The sequence below is a fragment of the Nocardia sp. NPDC004340 genome, assembly GCF_053602575.1.
In genome coordinates this window covers 939,955-960,031 of record NZ_JBSGDW010000002.1, presented here as the reverse complement: position 1 = coordinate 960,031, position 20,077 = coordinate 939,955, and the positions used below count along the sequence as shown (strand labels likewise).

Here is a 20,077-nt window from a genome sequence, read left to right as displayed (position 1 = left end):
CCGGTCAGTGGTCGGTCTCGATGCGCAGCGCGGTGATGGTGCTGGCCAGGCCCTCGTACTGATTGGTGAGCAGCACGATCTCGATGAGCCGCTGCTCGTCGTAGTGCGCGGCCAGCGCCTGCCAGGTGGCGTCGTCGAGGTCGCGGGTGGTGACCAGCTGGTCGACGGCGGTGAGCAGGGCGCGTTCCTTGTCGGTCCAGCCCGCGGCGGCGGGTCCCTCGCGCAGCCGGTCCAGGATGTCGGGGGTGACGCCCGCGCGCCGTCCCAGCCGGATGTGATGGTCGGTCTCGTATTCGCATTCGCGCAGGTGCGCGACGCGGAGGATGACCAGTTCGGATTCGTAGCGCCGCAGTTTGCCGCCGGGCATGAGCCGCCCCGAGAAGTGCAGCCAGCCGCGGAACAGGCCGCCGGTGCGGCCGAGGGTGCTGAACAGGTGGGCGTCGTCCGTCCCGGCGGCGCGGGAAAGCGCCTGCCAGACAACCCAGTTGACCGGTCCGAGCTCCCGCAGACGACCGGGAGCGATGCGTGGCTTCGTCGACACCATGGGTCCAGTCAACACCCTGTCTGGGCCACTCGCCAGACCGTGGCGGCCGGAGTCGTCGTCCCGGCGGCCGCCCCCGCGCTCCGACCGGGCCGCGAAGCCGGTGCGGGAGCGCGTCACTCGCGGACCGCGCGGGCGAGCCGGGTGAGCTCCAGGGCGCGGCGGGCGCGGGTCAGCACATGGGCGCGGGAGCTGGCCAGATGCGCCAGCAGGGCGCGCAGGGCGGCGTCGAGGTCATCGGCGAGCAGGTGTTCGGCGATGGCGATGTGGTCCTCGGCCATGGCGGCGATGCGGCCGGGGGTCGGGATGTCGAGGGCGCGGACCGGGCGGACGCGGGCCTGCACGGCCGAGAGCGCGTCGGCGAGCGCGGAATTGCCCGCGGCCAGGAGCAGCGTGGTGTGGAAGCGTTCGTCGGCGGCGATGAGCTCCGCGTCGGGTGCGGGCGGGTGGTCGCGCAGGTCGCGCCAGAAGTCGAGTTCGCGGCGCACCTCGGCCAGGACCAGGGGCGTGCGGGTGGTGTCGGGGACCCGGGTCCGGAGCGGGGCGGCGGCCAGCGAGTCCGGGAGTCCGGCCGCGGTGGTCTGTAGCCGCTGGATTCCTCTGGCCTCCAGCACGATCCGGAGTTCGTACAGATCGCCCAGATCGTCCACCCGCGGCCGGTACGGGTACAGGCCGTCGGTGTGGCGTTCCAGCAGACCGTCGGACAGCAGCCGGGCCAGCGCCTCCCGGACCGGGGTGCGGGAGACGCCGTACGCCTCGGCGAGACGTTCCTCGCCGAGCCGCTCGGTCGGCACCAGCACCCCGGCCGCGAGATCCTGCTGGAGCGCGCGGTAGACCCGCTCCGACAACGGAATGCGCCCCCTGCGCGCGTTCACGCCGCTGTCCGATCAGATCGCCATGGCCAGGCGCACCGCGGATTCCGCGCCCGCGCCGCCCTCCCCGGAGGACGTGACGCGGCCCGAGCGCAGCACGTAGAACTGCTGCGCGGCCTGCAGGGCGAAACCGATGTGCTGTTCCACCAGCAGCACGCTCAGGCCGCCGCGGGCGGTGAGATCGATGATGGTGCGCTCGATCTCGGCGACCACCGACGGCTGGATGCCCTCGGTCGGCTCGTCCAGGATCAGCAGCTTCGGTTCGGTGATGAGGGCGCGGGCGATGGCCAGTTGCTGGCGCTGACCGCCGGAGAGCAGTCCGGCCTTGCGGGTCAGCAGTTCCCGCAACGCCGGGAACAGGTCCAGGGCTTCGGCGATGAGTTCCTTGCCCTTGGCCCGGCCGTCGGCCACCACCTGCAGGTTCTCCATTGTGGACAGTTGTGGAAAACTCTGCTGTCCCTGCGGGACGTAGGCGAGACCGCGTTTCACCCGGCGCGACGGCGACAGGCCGGTGATGTCCTCGCCGTCGAAGCGGATGCGCCCGGACTTGGCGGGCAGCAGCCCGACCGCCGCGCGTAACAGCGAGGTCTTCCCGGCGCCGTTGTGGCCCATGATGGCGGCGACGCCGTTCGCCGGAACCGTCAGGGACACACCGTGGATCACCTCGGTGCGGCCGTAGCCGGTGTGTAGGTCAACGAGTTCCAGCATCGGCGGCCTCCTTCGCGTCGGTGGCGGGTTCGGGGTCGGATTCCGGGTCGGCGGTGGGCGGCAGCTCGCCCGCCGCGGCGGTGCCGAGGTAGACCTCCTGCACCTTCGGGTCGGCCTGCACGGCTTCGACGCTGCCCTCGCTGAGCACGCGCCCGCCGGCCAGCACCGTCACCGAGTCGGCGAAGGCGCGCATGAAGTCCATATCGTGTTCGACCACGATGACCACGCGCTCCTTGCCGATGCGGCGCAACAGGTTTCCGGTCTCCTCGCGCTCCTCGGCGCTCATGCCCGCGACGGGTTCGTCGAGCAGCAGCACCGACGCGTTCTGCACCAGCAGCATGCCGATCTCGAGCCACTGCTTCTGCCCGTGCGCGAGCACCCCGGCGGGTTGGTCGCGCAGGTCGGTGAGGCCGATGGTCTCGAGCGCCTCCTCGATGGCGGGCAGCACGCCCTTGCGGCGGCGCAGCAGGGTGAGCGCGGAACGGCCCGCGCCCGCGGCGATGTCGAGGTTCTGCAGCACGGTGAGCTGCTCGAACACGCTCGCGGTCTGGAAGGTGCGGCCCACGCCTAGGCGGGCGATCTGGTGCACCTTGCGGCCGATCAGTTCGGTGCCGCTCTTGCGGGCCGATCCGGTGGCGGGGGTGAGGCCGGTCATGGCGTCGATCAGGGTGGTCTTGCCCGCGCCATTGGGTCCGATGAGGAAGCGCAGGTCGCCGGAGACGACGGTGAGGTCGACCTCGGAGACGGCCTTGAACCCGTCGAAGCTGACCGACAGCTTGCTGACTTCGAGATACTCGCCCATCAGGCTTCCACCGCCGCCTCGATCGGTGCCGCCAACTTGGCGGCGGGCCGCACACGCTGGAGCAATTGCTTTGCCATGGGCCCGAATCCGGCCAGCCCGGCCGGAATGAAACCGACCACCACGATGAACAGCGCACCCTGGAAGTAGGTCCACGCCGAGGGGAAGTTCTCCGAGAACGTGGTCTGCGCCCAGGCCACGCCGATCGCGCCCAGCACCGGCCCGAGCAGGGTGGTGCGGCCGCCGATGGCGACGCCGATCAGGAACGCGATGGACGGGACCACGCCGATGTCGGCGGGGGAGATGATCCCGACGATCGGGGTGAACAGCGCGCCCGCGATGCCCGCGAAGAACGCGGCCACCACATAGGCGACGATCTTGATATTGGCCGGGTCGTAGCCCAGGAAGCGGACCCGCTCCTCCTGATCCCGCACCGCGACGAGGAGTTCGCCGTACCGGCTGCGCATGAGCTGGCGCGCCACCGCCACCACCACGAGCAGGGTGCCCGCCGCGATGAAGAACAGCATGCGCCGGTTCACCGGATCGTCCAGGCGGAAACCGAAGAACGACCGGAAGTCGCTGAGCCCGGTGAAACCGCCGATGGTCTGCTGCCCGGTGAGCAGGATCGCCAGCGCCGCGGCCAGCGCCTGGCTCAGGATGGCGAAGTACGCGCCCTTGACCCGGCGCTTGAACACGCCGAAACCGAGCACCGCGGCCATGGCGGCCGGAAGCACCAGAATGGCCAGGATCGCCACCGGCGCGGACTCGAAAGGCCGCCAGTACGACGGCAGTTCGGGCACGCCGGCGATGACCATGAACTCCGGCACGTCCTCGTGCGCCTTGGCGGCGTCGGCCATCTGCAGGTGCATGGCCATGATGTACGCGCCCAGCCCGAAGAACACGCCCTGGCCGAGGGTGAGCATGCCGCCCCGGCCCCACGCCAGGCCGATGCCGACCGCGACGATGGCGAAGCACAGGAACTTGGCGAGCAGGCTCAGCCGGAAATCGCTGAGCAGCGCGGGCGCGAGTCCGAACAGGACGATGGCGGCGATGGCGAAGCCGCCCAGGGCTTTCAGCGAAGAGTTGGCGCTCAGGCGCTGGATGGTTGTCATGCCAGACTCCTCGTCCGGACGGTGAACAGACCCTGCGGGCGGACCTGCAGGAAGATCACGACCACGATGAAGACGATCACCTTGGCGACCGTCGCCGTGGTCGAGTACTCGATGAACGAATTCAGCAGCCCCATGCCGAAGGCCGCGATCACGGTGCCCTTGATCTGTCCCAGGCCGCCGATCACGACCACCAGGAACGCGTCCACCAGATACGACTGCCCGATGGTGGGGCTGGTGGAGCCGATCAGGGTCAGGGCGACACCGGCCACGGCAGCCAGTCCCGACCCGATGAAGAACGTGCTGACGTCGGTGAGGCGGGAAGAGACGCCGGAGGTTTCGGCCAGGCTGCGGTTCTGCACCACCGCCCGGATGCGCCGGCCCAACGGGGTCGTCTTGAGCGCGGTGGCCAGCGCGATCACCGCCACCACGGCCAGCACCATGATGAAGATGCGGGTCTTGGGCACCACGGTGCCCGCGATCCCGATGCCGCCGGTCAGCCATTCGGGCGCGACCACGTTCTTGGCGGGGGCGCCGAAGATGTCGCGCACCGCCTGCTGCAACACCAGCCCGACACCGAAGGTGACCAGCAGGGTGTCCAGCGGGCGGTCGTACATCCAGCGGATGAGCCCCATTTCCAGGGCGGCGCCCAGCAGACCGCCGACCAGGAAACCGACGAACAGTGACACGATCAGCGCCACGCCGGTCGCCGAGATGAGTTGCTCCACAACGTAAGTGGTGTAACACCCGGCCATGATGAATTCGCCGTGCGCCATATTGATGACGCCCATCTGACCGAAGGTCAGTGACAGGCCCAGCGCGGCGAGCAGCAGGATCGAGCCCAGGCTCAGACCCGTGAACAGCTGTCCGACAGCGACGTCCATGTGAGATACCTCGTGAGTTCTATTGGTGGAGAACGCCGTACGGCTGGTGCGGCGCGCGGGGTGGCGCACCGCACCAGCCGCCCCTCATCGGCGGCCGCCGGGAGTTACTTGAGGCCCTTGGCCCAGTCGTAGTTCTTCAGGTACGGGTCCGGCGCGATGGCCTTGCCCGAGTCCCACACGGTGTAGATGAGCCCGTCGGGGCGGATCTCGCCGATGCGGGCGGTCTTGGTGATGTGGTGGTTGGACCCGTCGATGGTGACGGTGCCCTCCGGGGCGTCGAAGCTGACACCGTCGGCGGCCTGCTGAATGTCGGCCACCGCGAACGACTTCGCCTTCTCGACGGTGTTCTTCCACAGGAAGACCGAGGTGTAGGCGGCCTCCATCGGGTCGGAGGTGGGCTTGGTGGCGCCGAAGGCGGCCTTGTACGCCGAGACGAACGCCTTGTTCTGCGGGGTGTCGACGGTCTGGTAGTAGTTCCAGGCGGTCAGCTGGCCCGCGACGTTCTGCACGCCGACGCCGCCGACCTCTTCCTCGGCGATGGACACCGAGACCACCGGCATCTCGGCGGCTTTCAGGCCCGCGTTCGCGTACTCGCGGAAGAAGGCCACATTGGAGTCGCCGTTGAGGGTGTTGAACACCGCGCCCGCCTTGGCGCTGCGCACCTTGTTGACGATTGTGGAGAAATCGGTGGAGCCCAGCGGCGCGTAGTCCTCGCCCTTGATCTCGATGCCGTTGGCCTTGGCGTAGGCCTTGATCTCGCGGTTGGCGGTCTGCGGGAACACGTAGTCCGAACCCACCAGGTAGAGGGAGGTGACGCCCTTCTGCTTCAGGTAGTCCAGCGCGGGGATGATCTGCTGGTTGGTGGTGGCGCCGGTGTAGAAGATGTTCTTCGAGTCCTCGAGGCCCTCGTACTGAACCGGGTAGTAGAGCAGCGAGTTCAGCGATTCGAACTTGGGCTTCATGGCTTTGCGGGACGCGGAGGTCCAGCCGCCGAACACCGCGGCGACACAGTCGGAGCTGACCAGCTTCTCGGCCTTCTCGGCGAAGGTCTTCGGGTCCGACGCGCCGTCCTCGAGCACCACCTCGATCTTCTTGCCGAGTACGCCGCCCGCCGCGTTGATCTGATCCACCGCCAGCTTGGTGGCATTGGCGACGGTGACCTCACTGATCGCCATGGTGCCGGTCAGCGAATGCAGCGAACCGATCTTGATGGTGTCCTTCGAGGTGTCCACGCAGGACTTGGCATTGGATCCGGACGCGGTGTCGCTGTCGCGCGATCCACAACCGGCGACCATGACGGCGGACAGCGCCAACGCGGTCGGAATGGTGATCGCCTTCATCAGGCGGGAAGCCCTGTCCCGGCGGGAAGAGTCGTGCATGGGGCGGATCCTTCGGTTCACGTGTTCGGCGACGTCGGCTGCGCCGCTTCCGAATACCGCCGCGTATACAGCGGCTGTATTCGTGGAACGAAAGGTAAACGTGAAGTGTTGCGCCGGAATGACTCTCGATTAATGTCCGATTTCCGATGTTGCCCGGGCGTGAAATTCTGCTCACCGCAGCATGATTCGGATCGTGCGGGTGAAGCATCGGTGCAGATCAGGCCGTATTTTGGGCGTCTGTCCGAGTGTTTTGACAGCTGGCACCGGCGCGATGTGAGCGGTGAGGCAGCTTCGCCGCGGCGGCTCTACTGAATGATGTACGGCGAGATGGAGCTTCGGTGCTCGCTGATGTCCAGGGATTTGCCGAGGGGTGGGAAAGCGCGCTGGGGGCAGTTGGAGCGTTCGCAGACTCGGCAGCCCGCGCCGATCGGAGTTGCCTTGGGCTCGTTGAGGTCCAGGCCGTCGGCGTAGACGGTGCGGCCGGCGTGGCGGAGTTCGCAGCCGAGGCCGATAGCGAAGGTTTTGCCGGGTTCGCCGTAGCGGGTGGCGCGGCGTTCCACGGTGCGGGCCACCCAGAGGTATTTGCGGCCGTCGGGCATCTGGGCGATCTGGGTCATGATCTTCGCGGGGTAGGCGAAGGTCTCGTAGACGTTCCACAGGGGGCAGGTGCCGCCGCTGGAGGAGAAGTGGAAGCCGGTCGCGGACTGGCGTTTCGACATGTTGCCGGCGCGGTCCACGCGGACGAAGGAGAACGGGACGCCGCGGAGTTTGGGGCGCTGCAGGGTGGACAGGCGGTGGCAGATGGTCTCGTAGCTCTGCGTGAAGAAGGCCGACAGGCGTTCGATGTCGTAGCGGAAGTCCTCGGCCACCTCGTGGAAATGGGTGTACGGCAGGACGGTCGCGGCCGCGAAATAGTTGGCCAGGCCCAATTTCGCCAGCACGATCGACTCCTGGCTGGAGAAATTGCCCTCGGCCACCAGCTTTTCGATGAGGTCGCCGCATTCCAGATAGCCGAGTTCGGCGGCGAGTTTGAAGACGCGCTGGCCGCCGGAGAGATGGGGGGCGATTTCGAGGCGGCGGGCGATCGGATCGAAGCGGTGCAGGACGCCGTCGCCGAGGTCGATGCGTTCGACGATCTGGACGCCGTGGGCGTCGGCGAGGCGGCGCGGGATCTCACGTTTCAGATCGCCGCCGTGGAAACGCATGCGATGCGTGAGTTCCTCAGCGGCGGTGTCCAATTCGTGAATGTAGTTCTGGCGCTGATAGAAGTAGTCGCGGACTTCCTCGTGCGGTTTCGAGATGGCGGCCGAACCGCTGCCGTCGGCGAACCGGTCCTCGGTGGCCGCGGCCAGCTGGGCGGTGGTGTTCCGATAGCGGCGGTGCATGTTCACCATGGCGCGCGCCAGACCCGGATGCGCGGACACCATTTCGGCGATCTCCTGCGCGTCGGCCTCCACCCCGAGTTCCTGATCCATCACGACCTCCTGGAGTTCGGCGATGAGCCGGGTGTCGTCCTGGGAGGAGAAGAAGCCGGCGTCGACGCCGAAGACTTCGCTGATGCGCAGCAATACCGGTACGGTGAGCGGGCGCACGTCGTGTTCGATCTGATTGAGATAGCTAGCCGAGATCTCGAGCTTCTTGGCCAGCGAGACCTGACTCAAACCGCGCTCGGTGCGCAGCTGCCGCAGCCGCGCTCCGACGTAAGTCTTGGCCATGCGCCCAGTTTATTGGCGAATTCACATCCCTGCCAATCGCAGGATTAGCAGACCCGCTGAGCTGTGCATCACACCGATGTCGGTAGCCCGAGATACCGTCGGGAAATGCTCTTGTCCGAAGTGGTCGAAGCGTCAGCTGCCGTGCGGGCGACATCGTCCCGCAAGAACAAGATCAATATCTTCGCCGAGCTGCTGAAACGAGCCGAGGCGGGGGAGTTGGCGCAGGTCGTGGCGTGGCTGTCCGGCGAGCTGACCCAGGGTCGGATCGGCACCGGATGGCGGACGCTGACCGGGCTCGAGGTGGAGTCCGCGACCGTCCCCACCCTGGCCGTGGAAACTGTGGACAACTTCTTCGAGCGGCTTTCCGGGGTGAGCGGCTCCGGGTCGGCCGCCCGGCGCCAGGAGCTGCTGGCCACCCTGTTCGGGGCCGCCACCCGCGACGAGCACGACTTCCTGATCCGCTTGCTCACCGGGGAGATGCGGCAGGGGGCGCTGACCGCCATCGTCGCCGAAGCCGTGGCCGTCGCCTTCGACGTGCCGATCGCCGCCGTCCGGCGGGCGCACATGCTGTCCGGGCAGCTGCCGGTCACCGCGGTCGCCGCCCGCACCGGCGGCGCGGCGGCCCTGGAGGCGTTCCGGCTCCGGGTCGGGCGGGCCATCCAGCCCATGCTGGCCTCGCCCGGCGCCAGCCTCGAGGAGGCGGTGGCCGAATTCGACGGGCAGGTCAGCGTCGAGCACAAGATGGACGGCGCGCGCATCCAGGTGCACCGCGACGGCGACCGGGTGTGGGTGTTCACCCGAACCCTGCGTGAGATCACCGCGAGCGTTCCCGAATTGGTGGAACTGGTGCGGAAATTGGATTGCACCAGTGTGGTGCTCGACGGAGAAACCCTGGCGCTCAATGATTCCGGGCGGCCGCGGCCGTTCCAGGAGACCATGAGCCGCTTCGGCGCGGCCGTCGCGCAGGAACTGCTGCTGCACCCGTATTTCTTCGACTGCCTGCATCTGAACGGGGAGGATCTGCTCGACGCGCCGTTGCGGGATCGCCGTCGGGCGCTCACCGAGGTGGCCGGGGGTCTCGGCATCCCGGCGCTCATCGCCCCCGATCCCGAGCGTGCCGCCGAGTATTTCGACGGTGCGCTCGCCGCGGGGCACGAAGGCATCATGATCAAATCTCTCGACGCCCCCTATGCGGCGGGCCGTCGCGGGCGGGCCTGGCAGAAGATCAAACCTACCCACACCCTCGACCTGATCGTGCTGGGCGCGGAATGGGGATACGGTCGCCGCACCGGTTATCTGTCGAATCTCCATCTGGGCGCGCGGGATCCGCAGGGCGGGCCGCCGATCATGGTCGGCAAGACGTTCAAGGGCCTCACCGATGCCCTGCTGCACTGGCAGACCGGTGAATTCCCGCGCCACGAACGCGATCGCGACGCGAATACCGTCTATCTCCATCCGGAACTGGTGGTCGAGATCGCGTTGGACGGAGTGCAGACCAGCCCCCGCTATTCCGGTGGAGTCGCCCTCCGCTTCGCCCGGGTCGTTCGTTATCGCCCCGACAAGGAACCCCACCAGGCCGACACCATCGACACCATTCGGGCCCTGCTACCCGGGGCGAAATAGGGGCTTTTCCCTAAACCTTCCGCGCTTCGGTCCTCTCACAGGGGATTCACAGCTGAAACCGGGGTCGCTCCGAGATTCGTATCGCACGATTCGGTGGTCGAGCTTCGGCGGACGGTTGTCAGGTGACGGGTCGTCGCAGGAACTGCCACCGCATCTCCCACGCGGAATTCCCTGCACGCCCCGTGCCATCCGCCGGCTCGACGGTGGATTGCGCATGGTCCACCTGTGTGGCCGGTGGTGCCCCGCCCCCTCGCCGGGCACCGCCGGCCGCGGTCATGTCTCGCGGTGGTCAGGATTCGTAGTCGTGGGTGCCGGTGAGGTTCGGTAGCCGGCGGCGGCCCGCCGCGAGTTCGCCCGCGAGATCCTCGTAGGCGATGGCCAATTCGGTGAGTCGCTGGGCGGCGTCGAGCGTGGCGGCGTCGGGCGACATGGCGAGGGACAGGTAGGCCAGCGCGGAGAACTGGGCCAGCCGGTCCACCACGGTGCCGACGGTCTCGGTGTGCAGGTGCGCGTCGCGGGCGGCCTTGGGCATCTCGGCCGCCACCCAGCAGTCGATATCGTGCACCAGCCGGGCCCGGTCGTGGTCGATGCGGTGGGTGCCGTCGGCGGAGGTGAGTCGCCGCTCGTGCAGGTCCGCGAGTAATCCGGCGCAGCGCAGTACCGGATGGTCGTCGGGGGGCAGGCCGCGGCAGGCTTGCAGCAGGAGGTGTTTCGGCGGGAGCGAATGCACGGCCGACATCCTGCCCCTCGAATGTCTCCGAACGGCAACGACATTCGGTGCCACATTGCCTTCCAGGGGTTGCATCCGGTGCCGTGACGTGCCGTGATGGTGGGGTGATCGTCACCGTGACCATGAACCCCGCCTACGACATGACCTACCGGGTGGAGCATTTCGAGCGTGGTCGCGCGCATCGGGTGCACTCGGTGGACCAGCGGCTGGGCGGGCGTGGCATCAATGTCACGCGGGTGCTCAACCAGCTCGGCAAGTACGCCCGCGCCACCGGGTTCTCGGATCACTCCTTCGCGGCCGCGGCGGAACTCGAGATGCCGGTGGACTTCGTGCACGCGCTGCCGTGGGTGCGGCGCACCGTGGTGATCAGCGAGTCCGACGACGGCACCGCGACCGCGCTGTGGGAGCCGGGGCCGCGGGTCACCGAGCCGCGCGCGGTGGATCAGTTGCGGGTGCGGGTGGCGGGGCTGCTGTCGGACATGAGCGGACTGGTCATCTCCGGGTCGCTGCCGGGCGGGGTGAGTGCGGGGCTGCCCGCGGAGCTGGCCCGCACCGCCATCGCCCGGGGCGTGCCCACGGTCTGCGATTGTGACGGTCAGACACTGGAATTGGCGGCGCGGGTGCCGGGCATCGTGCTCACGCCGAATGTCGAGGAGCTGGAACGGCTGACCGGCCGCCCGGCGGGCACCGTCCCGGAGATCCTGGCGACCGTGGAACCCCTGATCGCGGACGGTGTGGGCGCGGTGGTGGTGACCCGCGGCGGCGACGGCATGGTGGCGGTGACCCCGACCCGGGCCTGGACGGCCGCACTGCCGAAGCCGCTGGCGGGCAACCCCACCGGGGCGGGGGACGCGGCGGTGGCGGCCATCATCGCGGCGCTGGCCGCCGAGCCCGCTCCCGATTGGCCGGCGCTGCTCGCCGACGCGGTCGCCACCTCGGCCGCGGCGGTGGTGATCCCGGTCGCGGGCGAGATCGATCGGGTGCTGCGGGACCGGCTGCTGCCCACCGTGCGGGTGCGGGAACTGGAGACGGTCGCGGTCCGCCCGTAGGCCGCAGCGAGCCCGCGGGGGAAAACAGACCCGGCGGCGTGGTGGCCCGATCGGGAGATGGCTCGGGGTTACGTTGGGGGAGTGTCGGACCTGGAGACTCAACCCGATCAAGGGTCGGGTGTCGGGAATGGATATCGGATGCCGCGGGTGGTGCGCGCGGCGCAGGTGCTCGCCGTGGGCATGGGTGGGCTGGGTGTGCTGTGCGTGGCGGCCTCGGGCTGGTTGATGGGTTCGACGGCGGCCATCGCGACGGGGGTGCCGTTCGTCCCGGCGCTGCTGCTCGGGCTGATGGGGTTGACCTTCCATTCCGAGGGCCAGGCGATCCGGGTCGGCGCGATCCTGGTGGCGGTGCTGAACATGTTCTGGACGGTGCCGTCGATTCTGGACGGGCGGCCGCCGGGTCCGCTGGGTCCGCTGGTGTCGCTGGCGGTGATCGTGCTGCTGTTCCGCCGCGAGGCGCGCGACTGGTTCGAGCCGTCGAGCTTCTGGTGAGCGATCCGGCCGCACCGTAACAAGTCGGTCATCTCGTCTGTTCATTCGCAATCCGCCCGCAATTGCGGGCACCTACCGTGGCCCTATGAGTTCGGAAGTGGCCGCGGGGACGGGCATTCACATCAGCGGGCTGAGCAAGACCTTCCGGTCGGGGCGGCGGACGGTGGCCGCGCTGGACGCGGTGGATCTGCACACCGAACAGGGCGCGTTCCTGTCGCTGCTGGGGCCCTCGGGCTGCGGCAAGTCCACGATCCTGCGGATTCTCGCGGATCTGGAGTCGCCGTCGGCGGGGACGGCGCGGATCAATGGCGAGACCCCGGCCGAGCTGCGGCGGCGGCATCAGTTCGGGATCGCCTTCCAGGATTCGGCGCTGTTGCCGTGGCGCAGTGTGGAATCCAATATCAAGCTGCCGTTGCAGGTGGCGGGCCTGCCGGTGGACAAGGAGCTGATCGCGGACCTGATCGCGCTGGTCGGGCTGGAGGGCTTCGAGAAGAGCAAGCCCGCGCAGCTGTCCGGCGGTATGCGGCAACGGGTTTCGATCGCCCGCGCGCTGGTGGTGAAGCCGACCATCCTGCTGCTCGACGAACCGTTCGGCGCGCTCGACGACATGACCCGGCAGCGGCTGAACCTGGAACTGCTGCGCATCTGGACCGAGAAGCCCGCCACCACCCTGATGGTCACGCACGGCATCGCCGAGGCCGTCTTCCTCTCCGACGTGGTGGCGGTGATGAGCCCGCGGCCGGGCCGGGTGGTGGAGATCGTCGAGATCGATCTGCCGCGGCCCCGTACCCCGGAGATGATGCGCACCCCCGAATTCCACAAGCTGCACGACTACCTGTCGGAGCTGCTGTTCGGGCGCAGCGGGCACGGAGGGGTGGCGACGGAATGAACCGCCTGTCCCGAATCGGCGGCGCGGCGGGCATTCTCGCGCTGCTCCTGCTGTGGACCCTGCTGGCCGAGCTCCGCGTCGCGGGCGGCACGGTGCCCAGCCCGTGGATCGTGCTGCGCACCATGTACACCGACGGCTGGGCGCTCTACGGGCCGAACTTCCGGATCACCGCGTGGGGCGCGCTGCAGGGCTTCGCGTGGGGGAACGGGCTGGCCATCGCGCTCGCGGTACTGGTGGTGCTGATCCCGCCGATCGAAATGCTGGTCACCCAGCTGGCCATCCTCAGCTACTGCACGCCGCTGCTGGCGCTGGGGCCGATCATCCTGGTGGTGTTCGGCGGCCGCACGCCCACGGTGTTCCTGGCGGCCATGTACTGCTTCTTCACCACCATGGTCGGGACGGTGTCGGGCCTGCGGTCGGCCGATCCGACCGGACTGGACCTGGTGCGCGCCTACGGCGGCGGGCGCTGGCAGCGACTGTGGCGGGTGCAGCTGATCGCGGCGCTGCCGAACACCTTGGCGGCCTTGAAGATCGCCGCGCCGTCCGCGGTGCTGGGCGCGATCATCGGCGAGTACCTGGGCGGCGTGGACAGCGGCATCGGGGTGGCGCTGACCGCCGCGCAGACCGCCTACAACGTGCCGCGCACCTGGGGCATGGCGCTGGCCGCGGCCGCGCTGGCCGGACTCGGCTATGCCCTCGTGGCGCTGGTGGCCCGGATCGCGGTGCCGTGGACGCGAGCGGAGGCGTGATGAGAACCCTGAACATGCTTCGGCCGATAGGCAGATTCCTGCTGCCGCTGCTGGTTTCGCTGATCCTGCTGGTGGCGCTGTGGTACGGCTTCCTGAAGCTGTATCCGCAGGTCGGGCTGGTCGGCAAGAGTCCGGGTGAGGTGTGGCGGTACCTGGTCACCGGGCCCACCTCCGAGTCCGCCCGCAGGATCATCTTCGGCGAACTGCGGATCACGCTGCGGGACGCGACGATCGGGTTCGGTTCCGGGATGGGCGCGGCGCTGCTGGTGGCCGCGGTGTTCGTGGGCGTCCCGGCGGTGGCGCAGGCGTTCATGCCGGTGGCCATGCTGCTGCGGTCGGTGCCGCTGGTCGCGATCACCCCGATCATCGTGCTGGTGTTCGGCCGCGGGCTGCTGGGTGTGACCGTCATGGCGGCGATCGTGGTGTTCTTCCCAGCGCTGGTGATGATCATGACCGGCTTGCGGTCCGCGCCCCGGCAGGCCACCGAACTCGTGGTGGCCTACGGGGGTTCGCATTGGACGGCGCTGCGCATGGTGGCCCTGCCCGCCGCGCTGCCGTCGGTGTTCGCGGCGGCGCGAATCTCGGTGCCGGGCGCGCTCATCGGGGCACTGCTCGGCGAATGGCTGGGCAGCGGAACAGGTTTGGGCGCGGGTCTGATTCGCGCGATACCCACGTTCCAGTACAACCGGTTGTGGGCCTCGATCGCGCTGGTCACGGTGGTGTCGGTGGTGGCCTACGCGGTGGTCGGCGTCTTGGAGAACCTGGTGCTGGCCCGCTTCTCGCCGCGCGCCGGACGGGATTGAGCACACGAGTTAACGCGGCGCATACAAATACGTTGGCCAAAGCAAAAAATCGGAAATCGAAACGGCCTACATTCGCCGCATGAGTGGTTTGTTCCGGCCGGTTCCGGCCGCGCAGTTGTCCATGGGCCGTCGCTCCTTCTTCCGCTACGCCGGGTTGGCCGGTGCGGCGGTGAGCGCGGCCGGGGTGCTCGCCGCCTGCGGAAAGGACTCGTCGGGCGGCGGGAACGGCAGTATCGCCGACGGTTCCAAGTTCGGGACCGTGGCGGTGCAGTTGTCCTGGCTGAAGAACATCGAATTCGCGGGGGAGTATTTCGCCGATTCCAAGGGCTATTTCAAGGACGCCGGATTCGGGTCGGTGAATCTGATCGCGGGCGGCGCGGCCAGCACCTCGGTGGAGGCCGGGCTCGGCACCGGCAAGATCTGGATCGGCATGTCCGCGCCGCAGACCACCGCGCCCGCCGTTCTGGAGGGTCTGCCCGCCAAGATCGTCGGCACCACGTATCAGAAGAACCCCTTCTGCATCGTGAGCGCCGCGAACAAGCCGATCCGCAGCCCGCAGGACATGAAGGGCCGCAAGATCGGGGTGCAGGACACCAATCAGCTCATCTTCAACGCGCTGCTCGCCGCCAACAACATGTCGCCGGGCGACGTCACCGTGGTGCCCGCGCAATACGATCCGACGCCGCTGGCCAACGGCGAGGTGGACGGCTGGGTCAGCTACGCCACCAACGAGCCGATCACCTTGGCTTCCAAGGGATTCCAGAACATCAACTTCCTGTTCGCCGACTTCGGGCTGCCGCTGGTCGCGGAGACGCTGACCGTGCATCAGAAGACCATCGACACCGAGCGCGACAAGCTCAAGGCGTTCCTGATGGCGGAGGTGAAGGGCTGGAAGGACGCCGTCGCCAATCCCGGCGAGGCGGCGCGGCTGGCCGTCGAGGTGTACGGCAAGGACCAGCGGCTGGAACTGAAGGAACAGTCGCTCGAGGCGATGGCGCAGAACGATCTGGTGGTGTCCGCGAACACCAAGGCCAACGGCCTGTTCACCATGACCGACGAGCTCATCGCGCAGAACATCGCGGCGCTCGGCAAGTCCAAGATCGACATCAAGGCCGAGCAGCTGTTCGACCTGTCGGTGCTGAAGGAGATGTTCGCCGAGCACCCGGAATTGAAGCAGTAGACGGGACCGGGGGTCAGCGCGCCAGTTGCACGTGCCGCCGGCCCCCACCCGGCGAGGTGGACAGCGGCTCGGCCGACCGGCCGTTGCGGACCGCCAGCAGTTCCGCGGTGATCGAGACGGCGGTCTCGGCCGGGGTGCGCGCCCCCACGTCCAGGCCCGCCGGGGAGTGCAGGCGGGCGAGGGTCTCGTCGCTGAAACCACCCGCCTGCAGGGCCTCCAGCCGATGCCCGTGTGACGCCGGGGTACCCAGGGCGGCCAGATACCCCAGCTCGGGTAGTCGCAAAGCGACGGTGAGCAAAGGGATTTCGAACTTCGGGTCGTGCGAGAGCACCACCATGGCGGTCTCGCGATCGATCTCACCGGCCGAGGCCAGGGTGTTGAGATAGCGGTGCGGCCAGTCGACCACCACCTCGCAGCCGGGATAGGCGGTCGAGTTGGCGAAGGTCGGGCGGGCGTCGACGATGGTGATCCGGTAGCCGAGCATCCGGGCCTGAGTGGCCAGCGCGCTCGCGAAAGCATTGGCCCCCACCAGGATCAGATGCGGCGGGCGGGCGAACGAGGACACGAACACGTCGGAGTCGGGGAGCGAGACCAGCTCGGTGCCGTGCTTGCGGTCGGTGATGAGGTGCTGCCCGATCACGTCCGGATCGGAATGCCAGACCACGGTGAACAGGGTGACCTGACGCTGCGCGTCGATATCCGCCGCGATATCCGGGAATTCCGGAAAGTGCCTGCGCGAGAACGGTTCCGTGAAGACGTCGAGGGTGCCGACGCAGTCCATCTGGGCGTCCAGGCCGCTGCCCGGACCGAACCGCTGCAGCCCGCGCCGGCCGGTGCGCGCCGACTCCGCGGCCGCCTCGTACGCGGCGGCCTCGGCGCAGCCCGCCGAGATGGATCCGAAGGCCCGGCCGTCGGCGTCCACCACCATGGCCGAACCGATCGGCACCGGCGTCGCGCCCTGTGCCCGAACGAGAGTGGCCAATCCTCCGGTCCGCCCGCTGTGCCACACCCGAAGAAGGTCGTCGATGATTTCCCGCATCACATGCTCCCGCTCACAGTGCGCTGCCCGCCGGATAATCCCGATCGATCCCCGTAGCGAGGTCATCGCACGTGACGCACACCATATCCGCTCGTTCTCGTAAATAAGTGCCCGCCCCTGAATTTCCCTCCGCGCTCGCGCGGACCCCCGCCCAGTGCGCGCGCCCCAGCACCACCGGATGACCCGGAACCGACCCGAAGAACGCGCGCGCCACCCGGCTCTCGCTCGCCCGCGCCGCCGCGATCACCCGCGCCACCACCTCGGGGCCGACGTCCGGTGTATCCACCGGCATGATGGCCACGAACTCGGCGGGAGCGGTCGCCGAGGAGCGTGTGGCGATCCCGGGCGCGGCCGCCGCGGCCAGGCCCGCACGGGTCGACGCGCTCAGTCCGAGGTCCCAGTCCTCGGCCCAAATGGGTTGCACGCCTTCGGGAATCGCTATGCCCGAGGTTTGCGACACCAGCCAACCCCCGTCCGCCGCCCGATACGCGGGTCCGGTCGCGCCCAGCACCACGACGGTCCGTTCGCAGCCGCCGTCCCGCAGCGCCCGCACCGCCCCGCGCAGCCACGCGCCACCCTCGGCCAGCACTTTCGGCATGCCATATCGCCGACCGGCACCGGCCGCGAGCAGAATTCCATCGCAGCGTTCGGGACTCACGCGAGCAGGGTAATCCCGCCCGCGCGGGTTCGCTGGCCAAGTGACCAGAAGGGTAGCCCGACCGGCCCGCCGCACATCGGACCAGATGGGACGGTGCGGGCCGGATCGACGGGCCACACCGTCACGCGCCGAGCGCGGTCAGCGTCTGCTGGACCTTCAGCAGGCGGGCGGGATCGATGCCCTCGCAGAGGGTGCGGGCCTTCTCGAGATAGACCTGCGCCAGGGCCGGGTTGTCGGCGCGGCGTTCGAGTTCGCCGAGCGCCCACCACGCGGCCGCCTCACCGCCCGCGTCGGACATACCGCGGGTGAGGGCGCGCGATTCCTCGTATTTGATACGGGCGGAATCGAATTCGCCGCGATTGCGGTGGATGTGGCCGAAGCCGCGCAGGGTGTCGATCTGGAGCAGGGTGTCCGGGATCTCCTTGCTGATCCGGTACGCCTCCTCGAACAGCGTCCAGGCTTCGTCCAGGTCGCCGCGCAGACCCGCGATCCCGCCCAGCCCCCACACCGACCAGCCCTCGCAGTAGCCGTCCCCGATCCGCCGGGCGATGGCGTGCGCCCGGTGGTAGTACTCGTCGCCCGCGGCGTAGCGCTCGCTGAGCCGCTCGATATGGCCGAGCTCGCGCAGAGCGTCGCACTCCAGATGCAGGTCATCGAGCGAATGCGCGATGCGCAGGACCTGCCGGACCGCGTCGCGGGCGGCATCGCGGCGATCCTGGTGCCGCAGCGCGGCGGCATGCCAGAGCAGGGCGCGGGCGGTGCGGGCATGATCGCCGATGTCCTCGGCCAGCCGGCGGGCATGCTCGAAACAGAGCGCGGCCCTGGAGTATTCGCGCACCGTATTGAGCAGGTGACCGAGGCCGTACCAGGCGTCGCATTCGGCGGTCCGGTCGCCGATGGCGTGATTGATCGAGGTGGCGAGCTCGAACATGCTGCGGCTCTCGGCCAGATAGCCCAGGGTGGCGAGCTGCCCGGCCAGTAAATCGGCGAACCGCGCGGTGTCCGAGGTGCGTTCGGCGGTGCGGGCGCACGCCAGCATGGTGCCCAGCCGCTCCTCGAACCACAGCCGGGCCTGCATGACGGCCATGTTCGGATTGCGGAAGTCGCGGCCCGCGTGTGGATGCACGGTGTCGAAGGGGCGCGGTTTGCCGATACCGCTCGCCGTCTCCAGATAGTGCCCGAGCAGGCGGCCCAGCGCGGCCCCGTGCTCGCCGGGCAGGCTCTCCGCGTCGGCGCGGCAGCGGGCGTAGAGGTGGAGCAGATTGTGCATCCGATACCGCTGATGACCCGGACGGCTGGCGAGCTGATCGATCATCCCGTCCTCGAAGACCCGCTGCAGCAGGCGTTTCGCGGCCGAGTCCTCGGCCTGCGCCATGGCCGCGAAATCATCGGAGGACACCGTCGAACTCGGGAACCAGCCGAGCAGCCGCACCGCGCGCCGCGCCTCCTCGTCGCGGAGCCGGGCGTACGAGAGGGCGAAGGCATCACGCATGGACTCGTCCTCGGCGGAGAACTTGTCGAGGATCAGCTCCGCGGGGCACATACCCACGCTCGGCCCGGTCGCGGGCAGGGTCACCAGGGTGCTCAGGGCGTCGAGGTCGTCACGCAGGTCCGCCAACAGTCCCGGCCGGCGGCTGATCCGGCCCGCGACCAAGCGGATCGGCAGCGGCAGCCCGCCCGCCACCTCCACGATCCGGCGAGCCGCCACGGAGTCGTAGCCCGCGCCCAGATTGCCCAGCGTGGCCAGCATCTCCTCGGCCTCGTCCGGGCCCAGCGGCTCCAGCTCCAGCTGATTGACCCGCACCATGCCGGTCAGCGGACGCCGGCTCGTGATCACCACGAAGCAGCTCGGCGACTGCGGCAGCAGCGGCCGGATCTGCTTGCTCTCCAGCACATCGTCGAACACCACGAGAAGCCGCCGCCCCGCGGTCTCCCGCCGCCACAGCTGCGCCAACCGGCCCTGATCGGCCCGCAGCGGCGGCCGCACCCCCAGCTGACTCAGGCCCGCCGCCAGCAGCCGGGACGCGCTGGTCGCGCCCGCCTCCCGATCGTGACTGCGCATCCCCAGCCACACCGCGCCGTCCGGGAAGCGGTCGGCGAACTTGGCGACCAGCTGCCGGGTGAAGGCGGTCTTACCGACCCCGGCTACACCCGTGATCAACTGCGCGCGGGAGTCGCCCAGGAAGTGCAGGTCCACCCGGCGGCGCATCTCCTCCATGGGGTGGCGGCGGCCGATGAAGGTCGTCGAATCCCCTGTGGGAACGTACAGCTGCCCGGCGCCGGTCCGGTTCAGCCCCAGGCGTTCTCGCGCGGACTGGTAGGCGCGGCGATCGCCCGGCGACAGGTGCGCCAGATCCTCGATGTCGACCAGCCGGTCCCAGGTGGTGTTGTACACCAGCGCGAGCAACTCCAGCGTGTGCAGCGCGGGCGCCCGATAGCCGTACCCCTCCGGTGTGCGGGCGGGCCACTTCTCGATCTCGCACAGCCGGCTGTTCTTCATCCGCGGCTCCCGATGGCCGTCCGGATCCACCAGGGGCGCAAGCTGATTGAAGCGTTCCGCCGCCTGCCGCTGATTGAGGCCGTTGGCCTTGCGCCACGCCGTCCGCGGCCGCAGCCCCCGCCGCATCAGCTCGACGGCCAGCGGCTCCACCAAAGTCTGCTCGCTCAATCCGAGCGCCCGCAGCGAACGGCCGAGCCGGGCGATCTCCTGCGAGGAAGCGGCGGTCGACTCCATCGGGGCACCTCCTCGACCGCCCGCCATCGCCCGGCAATCGGAGATCCGGGCGTATTCGCTTGGCGGACAGCTGTATTCGCTATCGACGGTAGCGAAGAAATCCGGGGCCGGGCGGGAAACTTCC

The 20,077-nt window shown here is 68.9% G+C and carries 19 protein-coding genes; 7 read left to right on the top strand and 12 right to left on the bottom strand.

All coding sequences use genetic code 11. From position 1 onward, the window contains the following. Positions 1-4 precede the first annotated feature (4 nt). The 8 genes from ACWEOI_RS11840 to ramB all read right to left on the bottom strand — a co-directional run bounded on the left by ACWEOI_RS11840 (position 5) and on the right by ramB (position 8,007). Positions 5-544: a carboxymuconolactone decarboxylase family protein gene (locus ACWEOI_RS11840; protein WP_433668912.1), complete on the bottom strand. Its 540-nt coding sequence runs from the start codon at positions 542-544 to the stop codon at positions 5-7. Between the two features lie 113 nt (positions 545-657). Next, positions 658-1,416 (bottom strand): GntR family transcriptional regulator, encoded by a 759-nt coding sequence (locus ACWEOI_RS11835; protein WP_433668910.1) that lies wholly within the window; start codon positions 1,414-1,416, stop codon positions 658-660. A 12-nt stretch (positions 1,417-1,428) separates the two neighbouring features. Continuing rightward, positions 1,429-2,121: an urea ABC transporter ATP-binding subunit UrtE gene (urtE, locus tag ACWEOI_RS11830; RefSeq protein WP_357090809.1), complete on the bottom strand. Its 693-nt coding sequence runs from the start codon at positions 2,119-2,121 to the stop codon at positions 1,429-1,431. Further along, complete coding sequence (urtD, locus tag ACWEOI_RS11825) at positions 2,105-2,923, bottom strand: urea ABC transporter ATP-binding protein UrtD (protein WP_433668907.1); 819 nt, start codon at positions 2,921-2,923, stop codon at positions 2,105-2,107. The genes urtE and urtD overlap by 17 nt, the downstream gene beginning before the upstream one ends. Beyond that, the gene (gene urtC / locus ACWEOI_RS11820) at positions 2,923-4,032 is read right to left on the bottom strand and encodes an urea ABC transporter permease subunit UrtC (RefSeq protein ID WP_433668905.1); all 1,110 of its coding nucleotides are present in this window, start codon (positions 4,030-4,032) and stop codon (positions 2,923-2,925) included. Before urtC ends, urtD begins: the two co-directional genes overlap by 1 nt. Beyond that, positions 4,029-4,913 (bottom strand): urea ABC transporter permease subunit UrtB, encoded by an 885-nt coding sequence (gene urtB, locus ACWEOI_RS11815; protein WP_452359546.1) that lies wholly within the window; start codon positions 4,911-4,913, stop codon positions 4,029-4,031. The genes urtC and urtB overlap by 4 nt, the downstream gene beginning before the upstream one ends. Before the next feature lie 104 nt (positions 4,914-5,017). After that, the gene (gene urtA, locus ACWEOI_RS11810) at positions 5,018-6,253 is read right to left on the bottom strand and encodes an urea ABC transporter substrate-binding protein (RefSeq protein ID WP_452359587.1); all 1,236 of its coding nucleotides are present in this window, start codon (positions 6,251-6,253) and stop codon (positions 5,018-5,020) included. Positions 6,254-6,597: 344 nt separating this feature from the next. Beyond that, complete coding sequence (gene ramB, locus ACWEOI_RS11805) at positions 6,598-8,007, bottom strand: acetate metabolism transcriptional regulator RamB (protein ID WP_433668901.1); 1,410 nt, start codon at positions 8,005-8,007, stop codon at positions 6,598-6,600. 105 nt (positions 8,008-8,112) lie between these two features. Here ramB and ACWEOI_RS11800 point away from each other — a divergent pair, with 105 nt between their 5' ends. Beyond that, positions 8,113-9,630 carry an ATP-dependent DNA ligase gene (locus tag ACWEOI_RS11800; RefSeq protein ID WP_452359545.1) on the top strand — a complete coding sequence of 506 codons (1,518 nt, stop codon included), beginning with the start codon at positions 8,113-8,115 and terminating at the stop codon, positions 9,628-9,630. A gap of 289 nt (positions 9,631-9,919) precedes the next feature. On the opposite strand, the gene ACWEOI_RS11795 is transcribed toward ACWEOI_RS11800, so the two are convergent. Continuing rightward, complete coding sequence (locus ACWEOI_RS11795) at positions 9,920-10,360, bottom strand: DUF4254 domain-containing protein (protein ID WP_379274079.1); 441 nt, start codon at positions 10,358-10,360, stop codon at positions 9,920-9,922. A gap of 83 nt (positions 10,361-10,443) precedes the next feature. On the opposite strand from ACWEOI_RS11795, the gene ACWEOI_RS11790 reads away from it, so the two are divergent. The 6 genes from ACWEOI_RS11790 (at position 10,444) to ACWEOI_RS11765 (ending at position 15,522) form a co-directional block, all read left to right on the top strand. Beyond that, positions 10,444-11,409 (top strand): hexose kinase, encoded by a 966-nt coding sequence (locus ACWEOI_RS11790; RefSeq protein ID WP_433668898.1) that lies wholly within the window; start codon positions 10,444-10,446, stop codon positions 11,407-11,409. 138 nt (positions 11,410-11,547) lie between these two features. Next, positions 11,548-11,901, top strand: coding sequence for a hypothetical protein (locus ACWEOI_RS11785; RefSeq protein ID WP_433668896.1), 354 nt, complete (start codon positions 11,548-11,550; stop codon positions 11,899-11,901). 85 nt (positions 11,902-11,986) lie between these two features. After that, positions 11,987-12,790 (top strand): ATP-binding cassette domain-containing protein, encoded by an 804-nt coding sequence (locus tag ACWEOI_RS11780; protein ID WP_433668894.1) that lies wholly within the window; start codon positions 11,987-11,989, stop codon positions 12,788-12,790. Beyond that, positions 12,787-13,539, top strand: coding sequence for an ABC transporter permease (locus ACWEOI_RS11775; protein ID WP_452359544.1), 753 nt, complete (start codon positions 12,787-12,789; stop codon positions 13,537-13,539). The genes ACWEOI_RS11780 and ACWEOI_RS11775 overlap by 4 nt, the downstream gene beginning before the upstream one ends. Next, a complete protein-coding gene (locus ACWEOI_RS11770; RefSeq protein WP_433668890.1) occupies positions 13,539-14,342 on the top strand; it encodes an ABC transporter permease subunit in 804 nt (267 codons plus the stop codon). Before ACWEOI_RS11775 ends, ACWEOI_RS11770 begins: the two co-directional genes overlap by 1 nt. 79 nt (positions 14,343-14,421) lie before the next feature. After that, entirely contained in the window at positions 14,422-15,522 is a 1,101-nt protein-coding gene (locus ACWEOI_RS11765; RefSeq protein ID WP_452359543.1) for an ABC transporter substrate-binding protein, read from the top strand. A 13-nt stretch (positions 15,523-15,535) separates the two neighbouring features. Here the strand turns inward: ACWEOI_RS11765 and ACWEOI_RS11760 are convergent, their stop codons facing one another. The 3 genes from ACWEOI_RS11760 to ACWEOI_RS11750 all read right to left on the bottom strand — a co-directional run bounded on the left by ACWEOI_RS11760 (position 15,536) and on the right by ACWEOI_RS11750 (position 19,953). Beyond that, positions 15,536-16,561, bottom strand: a complete 1,026-nt coding sequence (locus ACWEOI_RS11760; protein WP_433668886.1) for an XdhC family protein — start codon at positions 16,559-16,561, stop codon at positions 15,536-15,538. 13 nt (positions 16,562-16,574) lie between these two features. Beyond that, the gene (locus ACWEOI_RS11755; RefSeq protein ID WP_433668884.1) at positions 16,575-17,219 is read right to left on the bottom strand and encodes an NTP transferase domain-containing protein; all 645 of its coding nucleotides are present in this window, start codon (positions 17,217-17,219) and stop codon (positions 16,575-16,577) included. A 121-nt stretch (positions 17,220-17,340) separates the two neighbouring features. Beyond that, on the bottom strand, positions 17,341-19,953 hold the full coding sequence (locus ACWEOI_RS11750; protein ID WP_452359542.1) for a tetratricopeptide repeat protein: 2,613 nt from the start codon (positions 19,951-19,953) through the stop codon (positions 17,341-17,343). Between the last annotated feature and the right edge of the window lie 124 nt (positions 19,954-20,077).

Coding starts and splice junctions, on each gene's coding strand:
- urtB (WP_452359546.1), bottom strand. CDS start 4,913: ATGGACGTCGCTGTCGGACAGCTGTTCACGGGTCTGAGCCTGGGCTCG.
- ACWEOI_RS11775 (WP_452359544.1), top strand. CDS start 12,787: ATGAACCGCCTGTCCCGAATCGGCGGCGCGGCGGGCATTCTCGCGCTG.
- ACWEOI_RS11800 (WP_452359545.1), top strand. CDS start 8,113: ATGCTCTTGTCCGAAGTGGTCGAAGCGTCAGCTGCCGTGCGGGCGACA.
- ramB (WP_433668901.1), bottom strand. CDS start 8,007: ATGGCCAAGACTTACGTCGGAGCGCGGCTGCGGCAGCTGCGCACCGAG.
- ACWEOI_RS11760 (WP_433668886.1), bottom strand. CDS start 16,561: ATGCGGGAAATCATCGACGACCTTCTTCGGGTGTGGCACAGCGGGCGG.
- urtC (WP_433668905.1), bottom strand. CDS start 4,032: ATGACAACCATCCAGCGCCTGAGCGCCAACTCTTCGCTGAAAGCCCTG.
- ACWEOI_RS11780 (WP_433668894.1), top strand. CDS start 11,987: ATGAGTTCGGAAGTGGCCGCGGGGACGGGCATTCACATCAGCGGGCTG.
- ACWEOI_RS11840 (WP_433668912.1), bottom strand. CDS start 544: ATGGTGTCGACGAAGCCACGCATCGCTCCCGGTCGTCTGCGGGAGCTC.
- ACWEOI_RS11750 (WP_452359542.1), bottom strand. CDS start 19,953: ATGGAGTCGACCGCCGCTTCCTCGCAGGAGATCGCCCGGCTCGGCCGT.
- ACWEOI_RS11765 (WP_452359543.1), top strand. CDS start 14,422: ATGAGTGGTTTGTTCCGGCCGGTTCCGGCCGCGCAGTTGTCCATGGGC.
- urtD (WP_433668907.1), bottom strand. CDS start 2,923: ATGGGCGAGTATCTCGAAGTCAGCAAGCTGTCGGTCAGCTTCGACGGG.
- urtA (WP_452359587.1), bottom strand. CDS start 6,253: ATGAAGGCGATCACCATTCCGACCGCGTTGGCGCTGTCCGCCGTCATG.
- ACWEOI_RS11785 (WP_433668896.1), top strand. CDS start 11,548: ATGCCGCGGGTGGTGCGCGCGGCGCAGGTGCTCGCCGTGGGCATGGGT.
- urtE (WP_357090809.1), bottom strand. CDS start 2,121: ATGCTGGAACTCGTTGACCTACACACCGGCTACGGCCGCACCGAGGTG.
- ACWEOI_RS11770 (WP_433668890.1), top strand. CDS start 13,539: ATGAGAACCCTGAACATGCTTCGGCCGATAGGCAGATTCCTGCTGCCG.